Raw genomic sequence first — 17,996 nt, 5'->3', positions numbered from 1 at the left:
GTCGGCCGCCGGATCACCGGCTTCGGATCGGACTCCCGGTCGCGGTCGGGCTGATGTCCGCCGAGGCCGTGGTGGCTGCGCGGAGCGGGCGTGATCCGGTTGACCAGTCGGTCACCGCCGTCGTACCGCGGTGCGGGGTGGGGAGCAGTGCGGCGACGTGGTCGCGCAGGGCGCGTTGGACGTTCTGCCGGGAGTCGCTGGGGATCACCGTCCATCCCCGCGTGCGCGCCCAGTCGAGCAGGACCCGGCGGACGGCCGTCTGGTGGGTCAGGAAGCGCGCGGGGGAGCACCCGGCGTCCCGGCCGCACTCGTAGGGGGCGAGGTCGGTGCCCTTGCGGCGCAGGGCCTCCTCCGGCGTGACGTCGAGGTAGACGACCGAGTCGACGGGCGCCATCGCGGCGTTGATCGTGTGCACGAGGTCGGGTGGGCAGTCGGCGAGCAGTTCGGCTGCCGCGTGCTTCGCCCAGTAACCGTCCAGGACCACGAGGTCCTCGGTGCGTTCGAGTGCGAGTGTCGCCGCGGTGGCGTTCATCCACCCCAGGAACAGCATCCGTGCCGGGGTGGGCATCTCCGCGATGCAGGTGCGCAGGTCCACCTGGTCCGTGCCCCGCAGGAACCGCGCGTGCGGCACCACGTCGTGGCGGAAGACGTCCCATTTGCCGACGACGGCGGCGGAGTGGCCCTCCGCCCGTGCCCATGCGACCAGGTCGCGGACTTGAGTGCTCTTGCCCGCGCCATCGGGCCCGTCCAAAGCGATGATCATTGTTCGATCGTCCTCCCCGGCCCGAACGGCGATCCCTCTCCAGGAATTGCGTAGGCCTTTCACGTTGCATTCGAATCAAGGTGATATTCCCACCACATGAGTGTCGGGTCGGATTTCGACACGCCGGGCGGAGTCGATGTCGGTACAGTCACCTCGGACAGGCCGGGAGGATTTCATGTTCAAAGTTTCTCACGTTGTCCGAATGGATGACGGAATCGATGTGCGTCACCGTGCGCAATTCTCGTCACTCGGTCAGGTAGGTGATCTCGTGCCCCGAACGCGCGTTGTTCGATCGGATGTCGCAATCTCCGGTCGAGAACCCGGTGGGGCGGCGAGATGACCGCGCACCTCTACTGGGACCGGATGTGGCGCACCCGGCAGGGCCGCAGCGGCTGGGTCGCGCCGCACCCCTGGGTGACGGACACCGTCCACCGCTTGCGCGAGCGCGGCGTGCGCGACGTGCTGGACCTCGGCTGCGGCATCGGACGGCACACGTTCCTGCTGGCGGAGGAGGGCTTCACCGTCCACGCGATCGACCGCAGTGCCGCCGCGGTGGAGTTCGTCCGCGGTGAGGCGGCCGACCGGCGAATGCTTCTGACGGCGGACGTCGCCGACATCACGTCCCTGCCCTGTCCGGCCGGCGCCTTCGACTTCGTGCTGGCCTTCAACGTGGTCTACCACGCCGACGAGGACGTTCTGGCGCGGGTGCTGGGGGAGGTGCGCCGCGTCCTCCGCCCCGGTGGCCTCTACCAGGCCACGATGCTGTCCAAGCGCAACGCGCAGCACGGCCGGGGCGTCGAGGTCGCGCCGAACACGTTCGTCCAGCCCCGTGCGACCGACGACAAGGTCCATCCGCACCTCTACGCCGACGAGGCCGACCTGGTGCGGCTGCACCGGGGGTTCAGACTGCTCGACGCCTTCGACGCCGAGCACGGGACGCCCGGCTCGTACCACTGGCACTGCCTGTTCGAGGTGGAGCGCGCGACGCCGCGGCACCGCGGCCCCGGGCACGTCGGAGGGCGGTACGCATGACCAAGGCCGCTGAGCTGCGCGAACTGCTGACGCGACCGGCTGTCTCGCGCATCGTCGGGGCGAGGGACCCGCTCACCGCGCGGATGGTCGAGGAGGCGGGCTTCGACGGCGTGTGGGTGTCCAGCTTCGAGCTGTCGGCCACCCGTGCGCTGCCCGACCTCGGTCTGCTGACGATGACCGAGTGCCTCGACGCCGCCGCGCTCATCGACGGTGCGACGGTCCTGCCCTCGCTGGTCGACTGCGACACCGGGTTCGGCACCGCGATCAACCTCGTCCGCGTGGTGCGGCTGTGCGAGGCGGCGGGCATCGCCGGGATCTGCGTCGAGGACAAGGTGTTCCCCAAGCGCAACAGCTATCTCGACGGAGGACAGGTCCTGGAGGACCCGGACGCGTTCGCCCAGCGCGTCGAGGCGGCCGTGCGCAGCAGGCGTGACCAGGACTTCACCGTGGTGGCCCGCTGCGAGGCCCTGATCGCCGGCGCGGGCATGGACGAGGCGGTGCGCAGGGCGCACCACTACGTCGACGCCGGCGCGGACGCCGTGCTGGTCCACTCGAAGCGGCGCGAACCCGACGAGATCGTCGAGTTCCTCCACCGGTGGCGCCGCCGCGCGCCGGTGGTCGTGGTGCCGACGACCTACTACCGGTGGAGCCTGGCCGAGGCGCAGGACGCCGGGGTCTCGCTGGTCATCTACGCCAACCAGGCCCTGAGGGCCTCCGTGCTGGCCGTGCGCACGGTGCTGAGCGAGATCCACCTGCGTGGCGACGCGGCCACCGCCGAGGACTCGATCGCGCCGGTGAAGGAGGTCTTCGCCCTGACCAGGACCGCCGAGTGGGAGGAGTGGGGAGCGTGATCGAGGCGGAGGTGTTCTGCGGCGCGCTGGAGACGCGCGGGTTCGACTTCTTCACCGGTGTTCCCTGCTCCTACCTGCAGGGCGCGTTCACCGTCCTGGAACGCCGCGGCGCCTACGTCCCCGCGCCCAACGAGGGGGTGGCGATGGCGATGGCGGCCGGCGCGCAGCTCGCCGGCCGCCGCGCCGCGCTGCTGGTGCAGAACTCCGGGCTGGGCAACCTGCTCGACCCGCTGACCTCCCTGCTGATGTCCTACGACATCCCGCTGCTGGTCGTGATGAGCCTGCGCGGGTGGCCGGACGCACGCGACGACGAGCCGCACCACGAGGTCATGGGTCACGCCACGGCCGCGCTGCTGGACGCCGTGGGGGTCGCGCACGCGGTGCTCGGACCGTCGGTGGACTCCCTCGACGCCGCCCTCGACCGGGCGAAACGGGAGTACCGGCACGACCGCTGCTTCGCCCTGCTCGTGCCGAAGGCGACGCTGGCCTCGTGCCCCGTCCCGGACACGGCCGCGGACGCGGTGATGCGTCGCGCGGACGCGGTCGCCGCGATCTGCGCGCACCTGGGTGACGCGCTGGTCTACAGCACCACCGGCATGATCAGCCGCGAGCTGTTCGGGCTGGACGACCGCCCCGGCAACTTCTACGTGCAGGGCAGCATGGGCCACGCGATCGGCCTGGGCCTGGGCACGGCGGTCGCCCGGCCCGACCGGCGGGTCGTCGTGGTGGACGGCGACGGCTCCGCGTTGATGCACCTCGGTGGTCTGGCGCTGGTGGGTGACAGGAAGCCGCCCAACCTGACCCACCTGGTGCTGGACAACGGTGCCTACGACTCCACGGGTGGACAGCGGACCCGCGCCCACCCGGTCGCCTGGGACCGCCTCGCGCTCTCCGTCGGCTACCGCACCGCCGCGGTCTGCCGGACCGTCGAGCAGGTGCACGCCTGCCTGGAGCGCGTCGCGGGCGCACCGGGCCCGCACCTGGTCGCGGTGCGGATCGCGGCCGGCGCCGGGGTGACCCCGCCACGCGTCACGTCCGTCCTCGACAACCGCGGCATCCGGGAGAGGTTCCGGTTCGCCGCGTGTGCCACCACCGGGCTCGGGGTGGACCGGTGAGATCGGTGCTGGTCGCCGCGCGTGGAGCACCGGCGGTGCGCGCGGCCGCGGTGTGCCGCGCCCTCGGCATCGCCCCGGTGACCGTCGTGACGCCGTCGGACCCGCAGCGGCGGCACGTCCTCGCCGGTCACGTGGTGCTCGACGCAGCCGGCTGCGCCGCCACCACCCGCGCCGGTGCCGGCTGCGGCGGTTACGACTGCGCCGACTGCGTCGTCCGCGCGGCGGTCGCGGCCGGGGTGGACGCCGTGCACCCCGGCTGGGGAGCCGTCGCGGAGGACCCGGCACTGGCCCGCGGGCTCGCGGAGCGGGGCATCCGGTTCGTCGGCTCACCGGAGGCGGCGCTCGCGGTGGCCGGTGACACGGCCTGGGCGGTCGAGACGGCCGAGCGCGCCGGCGTGCCCGTGCTTCCCCACGCCGTCGGCAGGCGGATGATCCGCGCGCTCGTCGCCCGCCACGGCCTGCCCGTCGTGCTCAAGCGGTCGCGCTGCCGGCAGGGTGAGGGGGTCCGCGTGGTCCGGTGTCCGGCGGAACTGTCCGCCGCGCTGGCCGACCACCCGGACTGGTACGCCGAGCGGTACGTGGAACCCGCGCGCGTGGTCGGAGTGGTGGTGGCGGTCGACGACCAGGGCAACGCCGCACACCTGTGCGAGCGGGAATCGCTGCTGGTGGCGGGCAACCGCAAGCTGCTGGAGGCCGCGCCCGTCCACGGCGTGCCCGAGGTGCTCCTGGCGGCGATGCGAGCCGACGCCCAGCGGGTGGCGCGCGCGTTCGGCCTGCTCAACGTGGTGACGGTCGAGTTCCTCGTCCACGCGGGTGGCTACACGTTCCAGGAGGTCAACCCGCGCCTCACCGGCGCCTACCGGATCGCCGAAGCGGTGACCGGGATCGACGTGATCGCCCTGCAGCTCGGGCTGGCCGCCGGGGCGCGGTCGACCCCCGTCGACCCGCCCGCCGGCACGCACGTCGTGCAAGGCCACCTGTTCCTCCGCCCAGGGACGCCCGCAAACCGGGTGCTCAGGCGGGTGAGCCTGCCCGCCGAGCGGCCGGGGGTGGTCGTCGACTGCACGCTCGACGTGGGGCAGCCGGTCGTGCTCGACACCATCGCGGCGCAGGTGCTGACCACCGGCACCAGCCGCGCCCAGGCGTACGACCGCGTGGCGCGCGCAGTCGGCGATCTGCACCTCGCCGGTGTCCGGCACCACGGCGCGGACATCGCGCAGTGGTGCCTCCGGCGATCCCGAGCGCTCACGGAGGTGTGACGACGACATGGACGACAGCGAACAGACCACCCCGATCCACCACCTCGACCAGCGGCTGGTGGACGGGGTGGTCGGAGACGACCCCTCCTCCCGCGCCGCCTTGGCGAGGGCGGCGCGCGACTGCGAGGAACGGCACCTGGTGACCGGGCCCGGCTACTTCCTGCTGTCCGGGCTCGGTCACCTCGACGAGTCCGCGGCACGCCGCTTCCTGCTCGCGCTGTCGGTGGCGCTGGGCAGGCCACTGCCCCAGACCTTCGACGGCGAGGTGGTCCGCGAGGTGCGCGACCGGGGCGTCCGGCTGGAGAGCGGACCCACCGTCCGCTACTCCGACACCCGGCAGGGCGGGCACCTGCACACCGACGGCATCCACCGGCCCGGCGAGGTGCCCGCCTACTTCGCGCTGCACTGCGTCCGGCAGGCGGCGGCAGGCGGGGCCCTGGTCCTGGTGCACGTGGCCGACCTGGTCCGCGAACTGCTCGCGTCGGAGCCGGAGTCGGTGGCCGCGTTGCGGCAACCGGTGCACTTCGACACGCGGGACGACCGCCCCGGCCACCCGGTGACCGTGCCGCGCCCCGTCCTGGAGCTCGACCGCGGGGAAGCGCGGATCGCCTACCTGCGCGAGTACATCGACAGCGCGCACCGCCGACCGGGAGTCCCCCCGCTGTCCGAGCCCCAGACGCGGGCCATGAACCGGTTGGACGCGCTGCTGTCCCGCCCGGACCTGCGCACCTGCCACCGCCTGGAACCCGGCCAGGTGGTCGTCGTCAACAACAGGGCGGTCGTGCACGGCAGGACCGCGTTCCAGGACCGGCCCGGCGCGGGTGCGGGCCGGCTGATGTTGCGGACGTGGATCGGGGCCCGGCCGGCTGTCCTGCAACCACCTCTGTGAGTTACCCCCGGGTGGTGCCGGCGACATCACCGGCGGTAACGCCACTCCCCACCACTCGGGTGCCATCCGCCGAAATAGTACTTCGAAATCACCGAATCGGATGTAAAAACGCCCGGCTGCGAATAATGGGCCACGTGCCCTTGTCGGCCCGGATTGGCCGCAGTACGCTCGGGAAACCGGGCAATTAACATTTCGACGTTCTGTTGATGAAAGGCGATCCCGATGGCTAACCAGGAACGCGCGGCCGATGTGGAACAACTCGCGAGCGCGGCGAGCACCATTCAGGAGAACCGCACCGGTTTGGTCCTGACCGGTCGGATCAAGAACGGTGAGCTCCAGCTCGACCAGTCGACGCTCGACCAGATCCGTGAGAAGTACCCGGACGCCGACATGGCGTTCGTCGCGATGAACTCACCGTTCGACGCCGAGCCCCAGGCCGTCTGACCGCCACACCGTCTGGCCGAACGTGGCCCCAGCACCGATCGCGAGGATGTGAGGTTCGGATGTCCCAGGACGTTGTTCTCGCGCACACTCTGCTCGGGCGTGAACCCTCCACGGACCTCATCCGGTCCATCGCCGAGGTGGCGGTTCGAACCCACTACCCGGACGCCGGGTGCCCGCGCTACTTCGAGGCGCTGGACCAAGCCCTGCGGGACGAACCGCCACCGTTCGGCACAGCGGAGTACGGCCTCATCTACCGCAGCCTGTCGGTCGAACCGAGGTGGATGGGCATCTCCCTGATCACCAACGCGGAGCGCGAGGGCGACGGCTCCCGGCGGCTGTGGTCCCTCGCGGCCTGCGCGGTTGACCCGCGCCACCAGCGCCTGCTCAAGCGCCACGCCTGCGACGAGTCCAGGCACTCCCTGATCTACCTGTCGCTGCTCGACCTGACCTTCCCCGGGGCGGTGTCGCCGGAGTTCCGCGCCGAGCTCCGGCAGCTGTCACCGGGGTTCACCATGCGGCGGGAGCTGTTCCCGGTCCCGGGGTCCCCGTACGCCAGGGTGCCCACGATCGACGACTTCCTCCAGATGAACATCGCCGAGATCCGCACGACGGTCCACCACGCCATGCAGCGCCCGGTCCTGGCGGTCCACTGCCCGCCAGAGAACCAGGACAAGATCACCAGGCTGCACGACGCGCTGCTGACCGACGAGCTCAGCCACATCGCCTACACCGCCGTGCTCGTCGAGGAGATCGGCCGGAACGCCGACCCCGGCCGGTTCGCGGCGCTGTTCCGCAAGCGGCTGCACGACTTCAACACCATCACCACCGAGGAGCTGGGCGGGAACGTGTTCGACTGCTCGGTCGCGTGCTGCGCCCGCCGGCCGACCTGCCGCGCGAGAGCGGGCGACCCGGAACCCGTCCTGCACCAGATCGGGATCGGCCGGTCGTGAGCAGCGCCACGGAGACGTCACCGGCGCTCACGGCGTGCCTGGCCCGGTGCGGCACCGACCAGGCGGCCCTGCTGGCCGGCATCGACGACGTCGTCGGCCTGCGCCCCGGCGACCTGGTCCTCGCCGTCGGCTCCCTGGTGGAAGGGCTGGGCAACGACAAGTCCGACCTCGACCTGATCCTCGTCCCCGGCGAAGGTGACACCGACCGCGCGGAGGACGAGCTGTGCTGGGCCGTCGGGCACAGCATGGTCGACCTGCGGATCCTCCACCGGGCCGGAGTCGAGTCGTTGATCCACCGCCTGCGCGACTGGGCGTGCCTGCCGTGGAACCTGGTCGAGCTGGCCCCGTTCGACGACGGCGAGCGGTTGCTGCTGCACCGCCTGCTCGAAGGGCTCGTGGTCCACCCGCCCAGCCCCGGTCCGGCGCCGTGGTCCTGGCGGCCGGACCGCGCCTCGGTGGCGAGGCTGAAACTCCAGGTCGCGCGCCACCTCGCGCGCACCGTCCAGGTCGACCTGGTCGGCTACCGCCGCCAGGGTGACGACGCCACGTGCGTGCTGGCGGCGCAAGACCTCCTCGGCCACGCCGTCGACGGCCTGCTCGCGGCCCACCACCTCACCAACCCGAACCCCAAGTGGCGCACCCGGCTGCTGGCCCGGCTGCCCGGCGACTGGGACCGTCCTCTGTGGACGCGCAGCACCGGTCTGCCCGCCGACCGCGTCTTCTGGGACCTCCACCGGGCGCCGGCCAGACCCGAGCCCCGGTCGGCCGCGGCCCACGCCACCCGCTGCGTCGCCTTCGCGCGGGCGGTGTTCGCCTGGGCGGAGCACCACCTCATCGGACGCCCCGCACCCGCGAGGGTGCCGCTGGTCCCGGTGCGCGACGACGACCGCGCCACCGGCCCTGTGCTGCCCGCCTTGGAGTTCGACGTCGACTTCTTCTTCTCCGGCCAGGGGATCGCCGTCGCCCGGCTCAACGAGTTCGCGGCCTCGCTGCAGCTGTCGGAACAGGAGTTCGCGCACCTGCTGCTGTGCGACGGCAGGACCACGGCCGCCGCCGCACAGGCGGCCGTCGGACAGCGGGACGGCGAGGCAGCGCCGAACGTCGAGAGCCTGGTCCAGCGGATCACCGACCGCGGCCTCGTCCTGCGCACGCCGGCCCAGATAGGCACCTCCCCGTCGGAGGACACCGCCATCGCAGCGGTGGAGCGGTTGAGCGAGGTGCTCACCGGAACCGGGTACGGCGAGTTCCTGACCTGCTTCACCCCGTCCGTCCTCGACCCGCGGGCATGGCGGGCCGCACGCGACCACGCGGCACCGGGTCTGCGTGCCGTCGTGGACCTGTTGCTGCTGGGCCGCGCTGTGCACCCGGACGCGCTGCCGCCGGACCTCGCCGCGTCGGTGGCGGGCTTGACGGCAGCGGGAGTGCTCGTCGAGCGGCAGGACGGGTGCGTCGACACCGACGGCCTCGCCGTCCTGCTCGTCGCCGGCAGCTGGTTGATCTGCCACCGTCCGCAGCCGGACCCGCTCTGCTACCTCGGTGACGACTCCCTGGCACTGCTGAGCCGGCTGACGCCGCAGGGAACCCGAGCGTGCCTCGACCTCTGCGCCGGCCCTGGGCTGCACGCGCTGCACTGCGCCCGCTTCGCACCGCAGGTGACCGCGGTGGAGCTCGACCCCCGAGTCGCCCGCGTGACCCGGCTCAACGCCGCGCTGAACGGGCTGACCGACCGCGTCGAAGTCCTCTCCGGCGACCTGTACCAGCCCGTCGCCGGGCGGCGCTTCGACCTGGTGGTCGCCAACCCGCCGACCCTGCCCTACCCGGTGGCGGACCTGCCGGCGCCCCGTGTCGGCCACGGCGGTGAGGACGGCCTGCTGGTGACCTCACGGGTGCTCGCCGGCCTCCCGGACGCCCTGACCGGCCGCGGCCGGGCGCACCTGGTCGGGATGACGCTGACCGACGGCGGACCGGGGCGCTTCGGTGACTGGTTGTCCGCGGCAGCACGCGAGCACGACCTGGACATCCGCTGCACGGTGGTCTCCCACTCGCCGCTGACCACCGGCACGGACACCTGCGAACGGCTCATCGCGGCGGTCGCCGCCGCCACGCACACCCAGCCGGACCGGGTCCGCGAGTCCTACGCCCGGCTGGCCGAGGCCCAGCGCGCGACTCATCTGAGCGCCTACTTCCTCCAGGTGTCGACCGGTTCGGGCGAGGTCGCCCTGGCCGATGTGTCACCGGCCGCCCGCGGCGGCACGTGGTTCGTCTGAGCACCACAGTCCACGCCGACCGTGACACGGTCACGCTCTCGGTTGATCTTCTGCGTTCGCACCCTCTGGAGGGACGCTCGATCGGGCGGCACGAAGAGCGCGCGGAACCCGGTGGCAATAGCTTCCCGATGCGACAGCCAAGCGGTCCACCGGCATCCGACGCAGAGGGAGTCCTTGCGTGTTCAGAGGTATCGGCCGGTTCGTCACCAGGCACGCACGCGCCGTCCTCGTGGCAGGTGTGTCGGTGGTGATCTGTGCCGGGGCACTCGGTCTCACCGCCTCCGGTGCGTTGACGACCTCCGGTTTCGGTGATCCGGATTCGGAGTCCTGGCGGGCGCAGACCCTCATCGAGGAGCGGTTCGGCGGGCACGTCAACGCCCTGGTCCTGATCACCGCCCGCACCGGCACGGTCGACGACGCGGCGGTCAGGCAAGCCGGCGGCGAGCTGACCGCGCGCCTGAAGACCGACCCGGTGCTGTCCGACGTGACCTCCTACTTCGCCACCGCGACGCCGCAGCTGCGTTCGGACGACGGCCGACACGCGCTCGCCCTCGGCCAGTTCTCCGGTGACTTCGCGGACAACCAGAACACCGTCGAGCGGCTGCGTGAGCGCTATGCCGGCGACCGGGGCCCGATCACCGTCCACATCGGCGGCTCGGCGGCGGCCGAGCTGGACGCCGACCAGCAGTTGGCCGCCGATCTGCTGCTGGCCGAGCTGATCGCCGTTCCGGTGATCCTGCTCCTGCTCGTGCTCGCCTTCCGCACGGTCGTGGCCGCGACGCTGCCGTTGCTCATGGGTGGTGCCGCGATCGTGTGCACCATCGCCGGGTTGTCGGTCATCGGGTCGGTGACCGACGTGTCGATCTACTCGGTCAACATGGCCGTCGGGCTGGGACTCGGGCTGGCCGTGGACTACGCGCTGCTGATGACGAGCCGGTTCCGCGAGGAGCTGGCCGCCGGGCTCGACCCCTCCGCCGCGGTGATCCGCACCGTGCAGACCGCCGGCCGGACGATCGTGTTCAGCGCCGTCACGGTGGCCGTCGTGCTCTCCGTGCTGCTGTTGTTCCCCATGTACTTCCTGCGTTCGTTCGCCTATGCCGGGATCGGCGTGGTCACCGCGTCCATGATCAGCGCGGTGCTCGTGCTGCCCGCGGTGCTGACCGTGCTCGGACCGAAGGTCAACGCCGGCCGCCTGCCGTGGGCGCACCGCTACCCCCTCGGCTCCGGGTCGGCCCTGTGGGGAAGGCTCGCCGACACGGCCATGCGGCGGCCGCTGCTCACCGGGGTGCCGGTGATCGTCCTGCTGCTGCTGGCAGCCATGCCGCTCGCGCGGGCCGAGATCGGCATGCCCGACGACCGGGTGCTCCCGAGCTCCGCACACAGCCGGGTGGTGGGCGAGGTGGTGCGCGGGCACTTCCGCACCGAGGACGGCAGGGCGATCCAGGTCGTCGTGCAGGGCACTGCCACACCGGCCGCGGTGGCCGACCACGCACGCCGGATCTCCGAGCTTCCCGGCGTGGCGCAGGTGACCTCCAGCGCGGGAGCGTTCGTCCGCGGTCACGACAGCGGACCGGTCCCCGCCGGAGCCACGCTCGTCCGGGCCGACAGCCAGCGCCTCCTCGTCGCAGCCCAACTCGAACCCAGCTCGGCGCGGGCGCGCGAGCTGATCAGCGCGATCCGCGCGCTGCCGGCACCGCCCGGCACCTCGGTCGTGGTCGGCGGCGAGGCAGCGCTCCTGGCGGACAGCCAGGACGCCATCGGAAGCCGGCTGCCACTGGCGCTCGCGTTGATCGCGATCACCACGTTCGCCCTGCTGTTCCTGTTCACCGGCAGCCTCCTGCAACCGCTGCGGGCGGTGGCGTTCAACGTGCTCGGCCTGTCGGCCACCCTCGGTGTGCTGGTGCTGGTCTTCCAGGAGGGGTGGCTGTCACCGGTCCTCGGCTTCACCCCGTCACCGCTCAACATCTGCATGCTGGTGCTGATGGTCACCATCATCCTCGGGCTGTCGATGGACTACGAGCTGTTCGTGGTGAGCCGCATCAAGGAGGCCCACGACCAGGGTGCCGACCACCACTCGGCGGTGATCACCGGAATGTCCCGCACCGGCCGGCTCGTCTCCACCGCCGCGGCACTGATCGCGGTCAGCCTCTTCGCGTTCGCCCTCAGCGGAGTGAGCTTCGTCCAGATGTTCGGCATCGGAGCAGGACTGGCCGTCCTGCTGGACGCCACCCTCATCCGCGGCGTCCTGATGCCGGTCGGCATGCGGCTGCTCGGACGCCACGCGTGGTGGGCTCCCGCACCGATGCGTCACCTGCACCGACGCGTGGGCCTCCGCGAAACACCGGACACGTCCACCCGTGTGGCTCCCACACGTCACCCTCTACCTGAAGCCGCCCGGTAGTGCGCACACACTCCAACACCGCTGGTGGGTCAACCGGGATCTCATGCGCCTGGGACACTGGACCCTCAACCACCCGCTAGACCAGGAGTGCACAGTGCAGCAGGGAACCGTCCGCTGGTACGACCTCGAGCGCGGCTTCGGCTTCCTCGCCCCCGATGACGGCGGCCCCGACATCTTCGTGCACGTCTCGCAGGTGCAGGGCGAGGGTGCGGCACGGGCGCTGCGCGAGGGCCAGACCGTGGAGTTCGAGACCGGTGAGGGACCTCGCGGTCCGCAGGCGCTGCACGTCGCCGTCACCGGGGACGCCTCGCCCGACGCGACCCTGGGCGTGCTCGCCACCGTCTCCTGGTACGAGCCGGCCAAGGGCTACGGGTTCGCCGCGCCGGACGGCGGGGGCGCGGAGGTGTTCGTGCACTCCTCCGCCATCGTCACCGGGGGCGTCCTCGCGGCCGGGCAGCGGGTGGCCTTCGTCGTCACGGCGGGGGAGAAGGGTCCGCAGGCCCAGCACGTGGTGCCGCTGAGCTTCGACGCCGGCGTCCACCGAGCCCCTCTGGTCGCCCCCGGCGACGGCGCCGACGGCTCCGTGCTGTGGTTCGACGAGGAGAAGTCGTTCGGCTTCGTGGCCGCCGACGACGGGGCGGGCGACGTCTTCCTGCACGAGCGCGCCTTGGTCGACGACCGGTACCTGCCGGTGGAGGGCGACCGGGTCTCGTTCACCACGGTCACCGTGGACCAGGGTCGTCAGGCGCGCGAGGTGCGGTTCGTGGCCGCAGGCGAGCCGGTGGACACCGCCGCGACCCCCAGCCAGGCCCGTCCGGCCGCCCGGCCCGCGGCTCGCGCCGGCGACGGCACGGTGGCCCGCTACGACGGCGACCGCGGCTTCGGCTTCATCACCCCCGACGCGGGCGGCCCCGACCTCTTCGTGCACGTCTCGGTGGTCTCCGGCGAGCCCCTGGTGGCCGGCGAGCGGGTGCGCTTCCGCATCCGGCAGAGCGACCGGGGCCCGCAGGCGGACGCCGTCGAGCGCGCCTGACCGCCCGGGACGGTCCTAACAGGTCTCGAAGCGGGCGATGTAGCGGCGCTGCACGGCGTCCCGGCACGGTTTCTCGTCACGCGAGGTTGACGTACTTGTGCGCCAGCTCGGCGCCCTCCTGGCTGAGGAGGCTGCTGCGGGCGCCGGACAGCATCGTGCTCACCGGGATCGTCTCGTCGTGCGGCCTGACGGTCTGCGAGGTGTGCGCGAACCACAGCCGGCCCGGCTCGCTGAGCTGCTCCGCGCCGAGGATGTGCGCCGACTGGTAACACGCCGCGCCCAGCACCCCGAGGATCGTCGAGACGTTGGCGGACAGCTGCAGGCACCGGCGCGCGGCGTTGAGGCCCATGCTGACCACGTCCTGGTTCTGGCCGTTCGACGGGATGGTCTTCACCGACGACGGGGCCGCGAGGTCGAGGTTCTCCGAGGCGACGCTGGTGGCGAGGAACTGGGCGCCCATCAGGCCGAACGACAGTCCGCTGTCGGTCAGCGCGAGGAAGTCCGGCAGCGTGCCACTGGTCGCCGGGTCGATGAGGCGGTTGATCTGGCGCTCGGCCAGCACGCCGATCTCCGTCAGCGCGATGGCGAGGTAGTCACACGCCATCGCCACGTACTGGCCGTGGAAGTTGCCGCCGTGGAACGAGGTGTCCGCGCTTGCGAACACGAGCGGGTTGTCGTTGCACGAGTTGAGCTCGCGTTCGACGATGCCGCGGCAGAACGCGATGGTCTCCACGACCGGGCCGAGGATCTGCGGCACGCAGCGCAGCGAGTAGGCGTTCTGGATGTAGATCCCGGTGTCGGTGACCGCGTCGTTGTCACCGGTCTGCTGCTCGATGGCCGTCATCAGCTCCGCGTGCCTGTGGGTGAGCCTGCTGCCGGCCAGCAACGACCGCAGCCGCTCGGCGACCTGGATCTGACCGGGATGGCCTTTCAGCTCGTGCCCGAGCGCGTCGTAGGCCGCCGCGGAGCCGCGCAGGCACTGGATCACGACGCTGGCGAGGAGCACGGCGCTCTCCAGCAGCTCCTGGGCTTCCAGGAGCGCGATCGACGCGACCCCGGTCATGGCCGAGGTCCCGTTGTTGAGCGCGAGACCTTCCTTGTATCCCAGCACCACGGGCTTGAGACCGTTGGCCTGCAACGCGTCCATGCTGGGCACGCGTTCTCCGCCGAAGAAGACCTCTCCCTCGCCGATCAGCGGGAGTCCCATGTGGCTCAAGGGGGAGAGGTCGCCGCTGGCGCCGAGGGAGCCCTGTTTGGGGATCACCGGGGTGATGCCGTGGTTGAGCAGATCCGCCATCAGCGACAGGGTCTCCGTCGAGACGCCCGAGTAGCCCCGTGCGAGGCAGTTGAGCCGGGCGAGCAGGATCGCGCGGGCCTCGGGCTCGTCGAACACCTCGGTGCCGCCGGCAGCGCACCCGCGGAGCAGGTTGACCTGCAGCTCACTCATGTAGCGGGCGGGCACCGTCACGTGCGCCATCTCGCCGAAACCGGTGTTCACGCCGTACATCGGGCGCTGGTCCATGCCCCACTCGGTGATTCGCTCGTGCGCCTCACGTGCCCTCTGAAGTGCCTGCTCGTCGAGTTCGACCGTCTCCCGGTTGATCGCCACCCGTGCCACGTCGTGGATGGTGAGACTGTGCCCGGTGATGGTAATCATTGTCAGCCTTTCGTGCATGCCACGCCGAATTGGGGTACTACGACGAAACGGTTGTGCGGGCTTCGCGGTCGAGAGCCGCGGGGTGGTGGACACCGGCGCCGATCCGCGAGACCCCGGCTCGGATGAACCCGCCCCACCGCGGCCACAGCCGCGACAGGCGGGACGTGATCACGACGCGGTCGAAGCTGTTGGCGGGCCAGGCACGCTCGCACCGCTGCCGAAGACCGCCACGCGTGCCCCGGCCGGAAGGTCCGCGGTGCCGCGCCCGTGTTCCGAGCCTTGGCCGGCCGGTACCCCTGGTCCTCCTGGTAGCAGTAGTGGATCGCCAGGCGGTCGTGGGGATCACCACGGACAGCTGTGGGCGGTTGGGCATGCGGCCACGTTGTCGGACGTCGCTCTCACGCCACTACTGGCGCGGTCTCCGCGTACTGACCCGGGAGGGGCCCGGCAGGAGCGCCGTGAGAGCGGAGCAGGACCGGCGCCTTCCATGGTCGGACGTGTGAGTCGGATGTCCGCGAGGGCCGGCTCTCGACTTGTGGTCACGAGGAGGGTCGAGTCTTGTCATGAGCGTCTCTGTCCGGGTCATCGACGGCATCTACGGAAGGCCGGCCGCCGGACTCGCGGTCAGCCTCAGCCGACAGTCCGATGGTGGGTCAGTGCGGCGGTGGACTGGTCGAGCGGACGAAAGCGGGCAGGTCCTGAGCTTGCGGGAGCTTTCACTGCCGCGGGGAGCGTATCGGCTGGAATTCGACCTCGGCGAATACTTCAACACGCTCGGGTACGCGCCCCGCAACTCGGCGATCGGGGTGAGCTTCACGACCAACCGTGACCGTGTTCACCGGATCACGCTGCTGGTGACTCCCGCTAACTGCTTCATATTCAGCGAGGATGGGCAATGAAAGTCAAGTCAGGAGTGCCATCGCAGTTCCCGCCCCTGCCCGCGGACACCACCACGGCCGGCGCCGCCACGCTGCCTTCGCCGGGACTGCGCCTCGAAAGCGGAATGCCCTTCGACAACTGGCTGGGGATCGGCCAGAGGCTGGCCGAGGTCGCGAGCAACTCGGCGTGGTGCCTGGGTGACTGGCTGATCTACGGCGAAACCCGCTTCACCGGGCGTTACCGCAGTGCCGTCGAGCAGACCGCGCTCGACTACAAGACGTTGCGCAACTACGCGTGGGTCGCCAGGAAGTTCGCGCACACGAGGCGGAGGGCCGGGTTGAGCTTCGAGCACCACGCCGCGGTCGCCGGTCTCCCCGGGCCGGAGCAGGACTACTGGCTTCGGAAGGCGGAGTTGTTCGGCTGGTCGAGGAACGACCTGCGGCGCGAGGTGCGCGCCAGCCTCTCCACGCGCGGCGAGGACCTCGCTGACCGAGGTGTCGCGGCCGGGGTGACCACGGACGCCGGGCGTGAAGACGTCGGCGTGGCACCGAAACTGCAGCTGGATGTCACCGACGATCAGCTTGCCATGATCACGGAGGCGGCCAGCAGGTCCCAGCTGTCCGTTGGCACGTGGGCACAACAGATGCTTGAGCAGGCAGCTCGCGCGACCTTGGCGTTCGCTTCGCGAGAACCGGCTCCGGCGACGCGAGCCGCCGGAGCCGGCTGACTCACTCCTCGATCCGGGCGAACCGCGCAATGGCGTCGCGGTACGCCGCTGTCGCGTCGGCGCGCGTGTGTGAAGAGGCTTCGGAGTAGAGCAGAACGCGGATGTGCTCACCTACCTCTTCGCTCCGGTTGAAGCTGGCCTCGAACGGGAAGTCCGTGTGGGACCAGTCGTCGAACGCCTCCAGCGTGTCCAGGTCGAGCCGTTGCGCGACACCGGCGATGCTGTGGAAGCTGTTGAAACCGAACAGGGAAGCGGGAACCACCGCCCGGCCGATGGTGCGGGCCAGCTGGGCCAGCGGAGTCCGGCCGCGCATGGTGACCTGCATCAGCTGCCGGTGCGCCAGGGCGACGGCCTCCCTGCCCGGTGCCGGGACGTCGACTCGCAGCGGGGCGACGTTGAGGAACATCCCCCGCGCGTCCACGCCGTTCGGTACCGCGAGCCGGGTGTTGACGGGGACGCCGGTGAGAATCCTCCGCTCGCCGGCCAGTCGTGCCAGCGCCTCCAGGTGGATGGCGAGGAGCACGGCCTTCACCCCGGAGGAGCTCGCCGCGAGCCGGCTCAGCATCCGGTTCTCCCTGCCCACGATCTCCACCGAGTCCTGCCACGTGTGGCAGTCGCGAGTGGACTCGGCACTCGGCCGTGGTTCCAGTCCGCAGAGGTACTGGCTCCACCACTGCGAGTCGGCGACCGTGAGTGACTGGAAGAGCTGCTGCGCGCTGTGCTCGCGGAGTCTGAAGCGGGGCGAGTCGTTCGCGCCGGACGACGCCGGCCGCTCGGGTGGCCGCCCGGTGAGCTCCGCGACGTAGCGGTCCAGGAACTCCACCAGGTTCAGGTGGGTGCTCCACCCGTCGGCGATCGCGTGCGGCTCGGTCAGGGTCAGGGTGATCGCCGTATCGCTCAGGAGGTGGACCGTGATCGTGACGAGGGGCGGATCCGTCAGGTCGATGGTCCGCGCGTTCTCGGCATCGGCGAACTCGGCCAACCGGTGTTGCTGCTCACCGTGGGGGAGCCCGCGAAGGTCGTGCACCGTCACCAGTGGCCGGTCGACGTGGTCCAGCACGACCTGCATCGGGCGTGAGTAGCGGTCCAGGTCCAGCAGCGACCGGAACATCTCGTGCTCCCGCACCAGGCCGCGCCCGGCCTCCTCGAAGGCCGCGGGGTCCACGCGAGGCACGGTCAGATGTGAGGTCGCGACGTTGTGGTAGGCCGGGACACCCACGGCGCCGCGGTCTCGGAGTGCTGCGGCCATGAGCATCCGGGTGGCCATCGCGGCCTGTTGTTCGCTCATCGGGAAGGCGTCCTCGGCGCCGGCCGGCAGCCGTCGGCGATCCGCCGGAGAGACCAGGCCGAGCGCGGGTATCCGCGCCCATCGGTGGTCCGGAACCTCGAACGCCTCGCTGGCCTCGGCTGCCGCGCAGAGCGTCGCGCGGACGGACTCGGAGATGGTGTCGCGGCCCCGGCTGTTCACGATCGCTCCTTCGCCGGACGTGCTCGTGCCGCGAGGGACTCGAGTTCGTCGTCCTCCAGCACGTCGCGGATGGTGAGTTCGACACCCCGGGTGCACGCGATGGCCACGAAGCGCACGCACAGGATCGAGTCGCCGCCGATGGTGAAGAAGTGCGCCGAGCGGTCAGGCGGTGCGTCAAGGCCGAGGAGCTCGACCCAGATGCTCGAGATCAGCTCCTGGGTTTCATCGATGGTTCGCACGGGTGCCTCCTGAGGTCCGAGA

General features: G+C 71.3%; 16 protein-coding genes and 2 pseudogenes. 14 read left to right on the top strand and 4 right to left on the bottom strand.

Translation table 11 applies throughout. The annotated features are described in order from the left end of the window. Positions 1–13: 13 nt before the first annotated feature. Positions 14–763, bottom strand: coding sequence for a thymidylate kinase (locus AB0A63_RS00565; RefSeq protein WP_360383575.1), 750 nt, complete (start codon positions 761–763; stop codon positions 14–16). A gap of 336 nt (positions 764–1,099) precedes the next feature. Here AB0A63_RS00565 and AB0A63_RS00560 point away from each other — a divergent pair, with 336 nt between their 5' ends. From AB0A63_RS00560 to AB0A63_RS00505, 12 genes and pseudogenes are all read left to right on the top strand, one after another. After that, positions 1,100–1,795 (top strand): class I SAM-dependent methyltransferase, encoded by a 696-nt coding sequence (locus AB0A63_RS00560; protein WP_360383573.1) that lies wholly within the window; start codon positions 1,100–1,102, stop codon positions 1,793–1,795. Next, positions 1,792–2,646 carry an isocitrate lyase/phosphoenolpyruvate mutase family protein gene (locus tag AB0A63_RS00555; protein WP_360383570.1) on the top strand — a complete coding sequence of 285 codons (855 nt, stop codon included), beginning with the start codon at positions 1,792–1,794 and terminating at the stop codon, positions 2,644–2,646. Before AB0A63_RS00560 ends, AB0A63_RS00555 begins: the two co-directional genes overlap by 4 nt. Beyond that, positions 2,643–3,761: a phosphonopyruvate decarboxylase gene (aepY, locus tag AB0A63_RS00550; protein ID WP_360383568.1), complete on the top strand. Its 1,119-nt coding sequence runs from the start codon at positions 2,643–2,645 to the stop codon at positions 3,759–3,761. The genes AB0A63_RS00555 and aepY overlap by 4 nt, the downstream gene beginning before the upstream one ends. Further along, positions 3,758–5,020: a biotin carboxylase N-terminal domain-containing protein gene (locus AB0A63_RS00545; protein WP_360383565.1), complete on the top strand. Its 1,263-nt coding sequence runs from the start codon at positions 3,758–3,760 to the stop codon at positions 5,018–5,020. Before aepY ends, AB0A63_RS00545 begins: the two co-directional genes overlap by 4 nt. A 7-nt stretch (positions 5,021–5,027) precedes the next feature. Then, on the top strand, positions 5,028–5,909 hold the full coding sequence (locus tag AB0A63_RS00540; protein WP_360383562.1) for a TauD/TfdA family dioxygenase: 882 nt from the start codon (positions 5,028–5,030) through the stop codon (positions 5,907–5,909). 222 nt (positions 5,910–6,131) lie between these two features. Continuing rightward, the gene (locus AB0A63_RS00535) at positions 6,132–6,353 is read left to right on the top strand and encodes a hypothetical protein (protein ID WP_360383559.1); all 222 of its coding nucleotides are present in this window, start codon (positions 6,132–6,134) and stop codon (positions 6,351–6,353) included. Positions 6,354–6,412: 59 nt separating this feature from the next. Continuing rightward, on the top strand, positions 6,413–7,303 hold the full coding sequence (locus tag AB0A63_RS00530) for a hypothetical protein (protein ID WP_360383557.1): 891 nt from the start codon (positions 6,413–6,415) through the stop codon (positions 7,301–7,303). Continuing rightward, positions 7,300–9,570, top strand: a complete 2,271-nt coding sequence (locus AB0A63_RS00525; RefSeq protein WP_360383554.1) for a methyltransferase — start codon at positions 7,300–7,302, stop codon at positions 9,568–9,570. The genes AB0A63_RS00530 and AB0A63_RS00525 overlap by 4 nt, the downstream gene beginning before the upstream one ends. A 178-nt stretch (positions 9,571–9,748) precedes the next feature. Further along, entirely contained in the window at positions 9,749–11,971 is a 2,223-nt protein-coding gene (locus AB0A63_RS00520; protein WP_360383551.1) for an MMPL family transporter, read from the top strand. A 94-nt stretch (positions 11,972–12,065) separates the two neighbouring features. Beyond that, positions 12,066–12,251 (top strand): annotated as a pseudogene (locus AB0A63_RS00515) (cold-shock protein); the annotation flags it as partial. Between the two features lie 42 nt (positions 12,252–12,293). Then, a pseudogene (locus AB0A63_RS00510) lies at positions 12,294–12,491 on the top strand (cold shock domain-containing protein); the annotation flags it as partial. Beyond that, entirely contained in the window at positions 12,480–13,004 is a 525-nt protein-coding gene (locus AB0A63_RS00505) for a cold shock domain-containing protein (RefSeq protein ID WP_360384950.1), read from the top strand. The pseudogene AB0A63_RS00510 and the gene AB0A63_RS00505, both read left to right, overlap by 12 nt. A gap of 76 nt (positions 13,005–13,080) precedes the next feature. Here AB0A63_RS00505 and AB0A63_RS00500 read toward each other — a convergent pair whose 3' ends face one another. Further along, positions 13,081–14,661 (bottom strand): aromatic amino acid ammonia-lyase, encoded by a 1,581-nt coding sequence (locus AB0A63_RS00500; RefSeq protein WP_360383548.1) that lies wholly within the window; start codon positions 14,659–14,661, stop codon positions 13,081–13,083. Positions 14,662–15,224: 563 nt separating this feature from the next. Here AB0A63_RS00500 and AB0A63_RS00495 point away from each other — a divergent pair. Together AB0A63_RS00495 and AB0A63_RS00490 are read left to right on the top strand one after the other, a co-directional pair. Further along, the gene (locus AB0A63_RS00495; protein WP_360383546.1) at positions 15,225–15,560 is read left to right on the top strand and encodes a hydroxyisourate hydrolase; all 336 of its coding nucleotides are present in this window, start codon (positions 15,225–15,227) and stop codon (positions 15,558–15,560) included. Next, complete coding sequence (locus tag AB0A63_RS00490) at positions 15,557–16,267, top strand: LmbU family transcriptional regulator (RefSeq protein ID WP_360383543.1); 711 nt, start codon at positions 15,557–15,559, stop codon at positions 16,265–16,267. The genes AB0A63_RS00495 and AB0A63_RS00490 overlap by 4 nt, the downstream gene beginning before the upstream one ends. 1 nt (position 16,268) lies before the next feature. Here AB0A63_RS00490 and AB0A63_RS00485 read toward each other — a convergent pair whose 3' ends face one another. Continuing rightward, positions 16,269–17,735, bottom strand: coding sequence for a condensation domain-containing protein (locus tag AB0A63_RS00485; RefSeq protein WP_360383540.1), 1,467 nt, complete (start codon positions 17,733–17,735; stop codon positions 16,269–16,271). Continuing rightward, positions 17,732–17,974: a phosphopantetheine-binding protein gene (locus AB0A63_RS00480; RefSeq protein WP_360383537.1), complete on the bottom strand. Its 243-nt coding sequence runs from the start codon at positions 17,972–17,974 to the stop codon at positions 17,732–17,734. Before AB0A63_RS00480 ends, AB0A63_RS00485 begins: the two co-directional genes overlap by 4 nt. Between the last annotated feature and the right edge of the window lie 22 nt (positions 17,975–17,996).

It is taken from the genome of Lentzea sp. NPDC042327, from assembly GCF_040647275.1.
Lineage (GTDB): Bacteria > Actinomycetota > Actinomycetes > Mycobacteriales > Pseudonocardiaceae > Lentzea.
This window is presented reverse-complemented; position numbering and strand designations above follow the sequence as displayed.

What these genes read in the sequence shown, in the direction of transcription:
- AB0A63_RS00535 (WP_360383559.1), top strand. Translation starts at nt 6,132, where the DNA reads ATGGCTAACCAGGAACGCGCGGCCGATGTGGAACAACTCGCGAGCGCG.
- AB0A63_RS00500 (WP_360383548.1), bottom strand. Translation starts at nt 14,661, where the DNA reads ATGATTACCATCACCGGGCACAGTCTCACCATCCACGACGTGGCACGG.
- AB0A63_RS00490 (WP_360383543.1), top strand. Translation starts at nt 15,557, where the DNA reads ATGAAAGTCAAGTCAGGAGTGCCATCGCAGTTCCCGCCCCTGCCCGCG.
- AB0A63_RS00495 (WP_360383546.1), top strand. Translation starts at nt 15,225, where the DNA reads ATGAGCGTCTCTGTCCGGGTCATCGACGGCATCTACGGAAGGCCGGCC.
- AB0A63_RS00540 (WP_360383562.1), top strand. Translation starts at nt 5,028, where the DNA reads ATGGACGACAGCGAACAGACCACCCCGATCCACCACCTCGACCAGCGG.
- AB0A63_RS00555 (WP_360383570.1), top strand. Translation starts at nt 1,792, where the DNA reads ATGACCAAGGCCGCTGAGCTGCGCGAACTGCTGACGCGACCGGCTGTC.
- AB0A63_RS00530 (WP_360383557.1), top strand. Translation starts at nt 6,413, where the DNA reads ATGTCCCAGGACGTTGTTCTCGCGCACACTCTGCTCGGGCGTGAACCC.
- AB0A63_RS00560 (WP_360383573.1), top strand. Translation starts at nt 1,100, where the DNA reads ATGACCGCGCACCTCTACTGGGACCGGATGTGGCGCACCCGGCAGGGC.
- AB0A63_RS00565 (WP_360383575.1), bottom strand. Translation starts at nt 763, where the DNA reads ATGATCATCGCTTTGGACGGGCCCGATGGCGCGGGCAAGAGCACTCAA.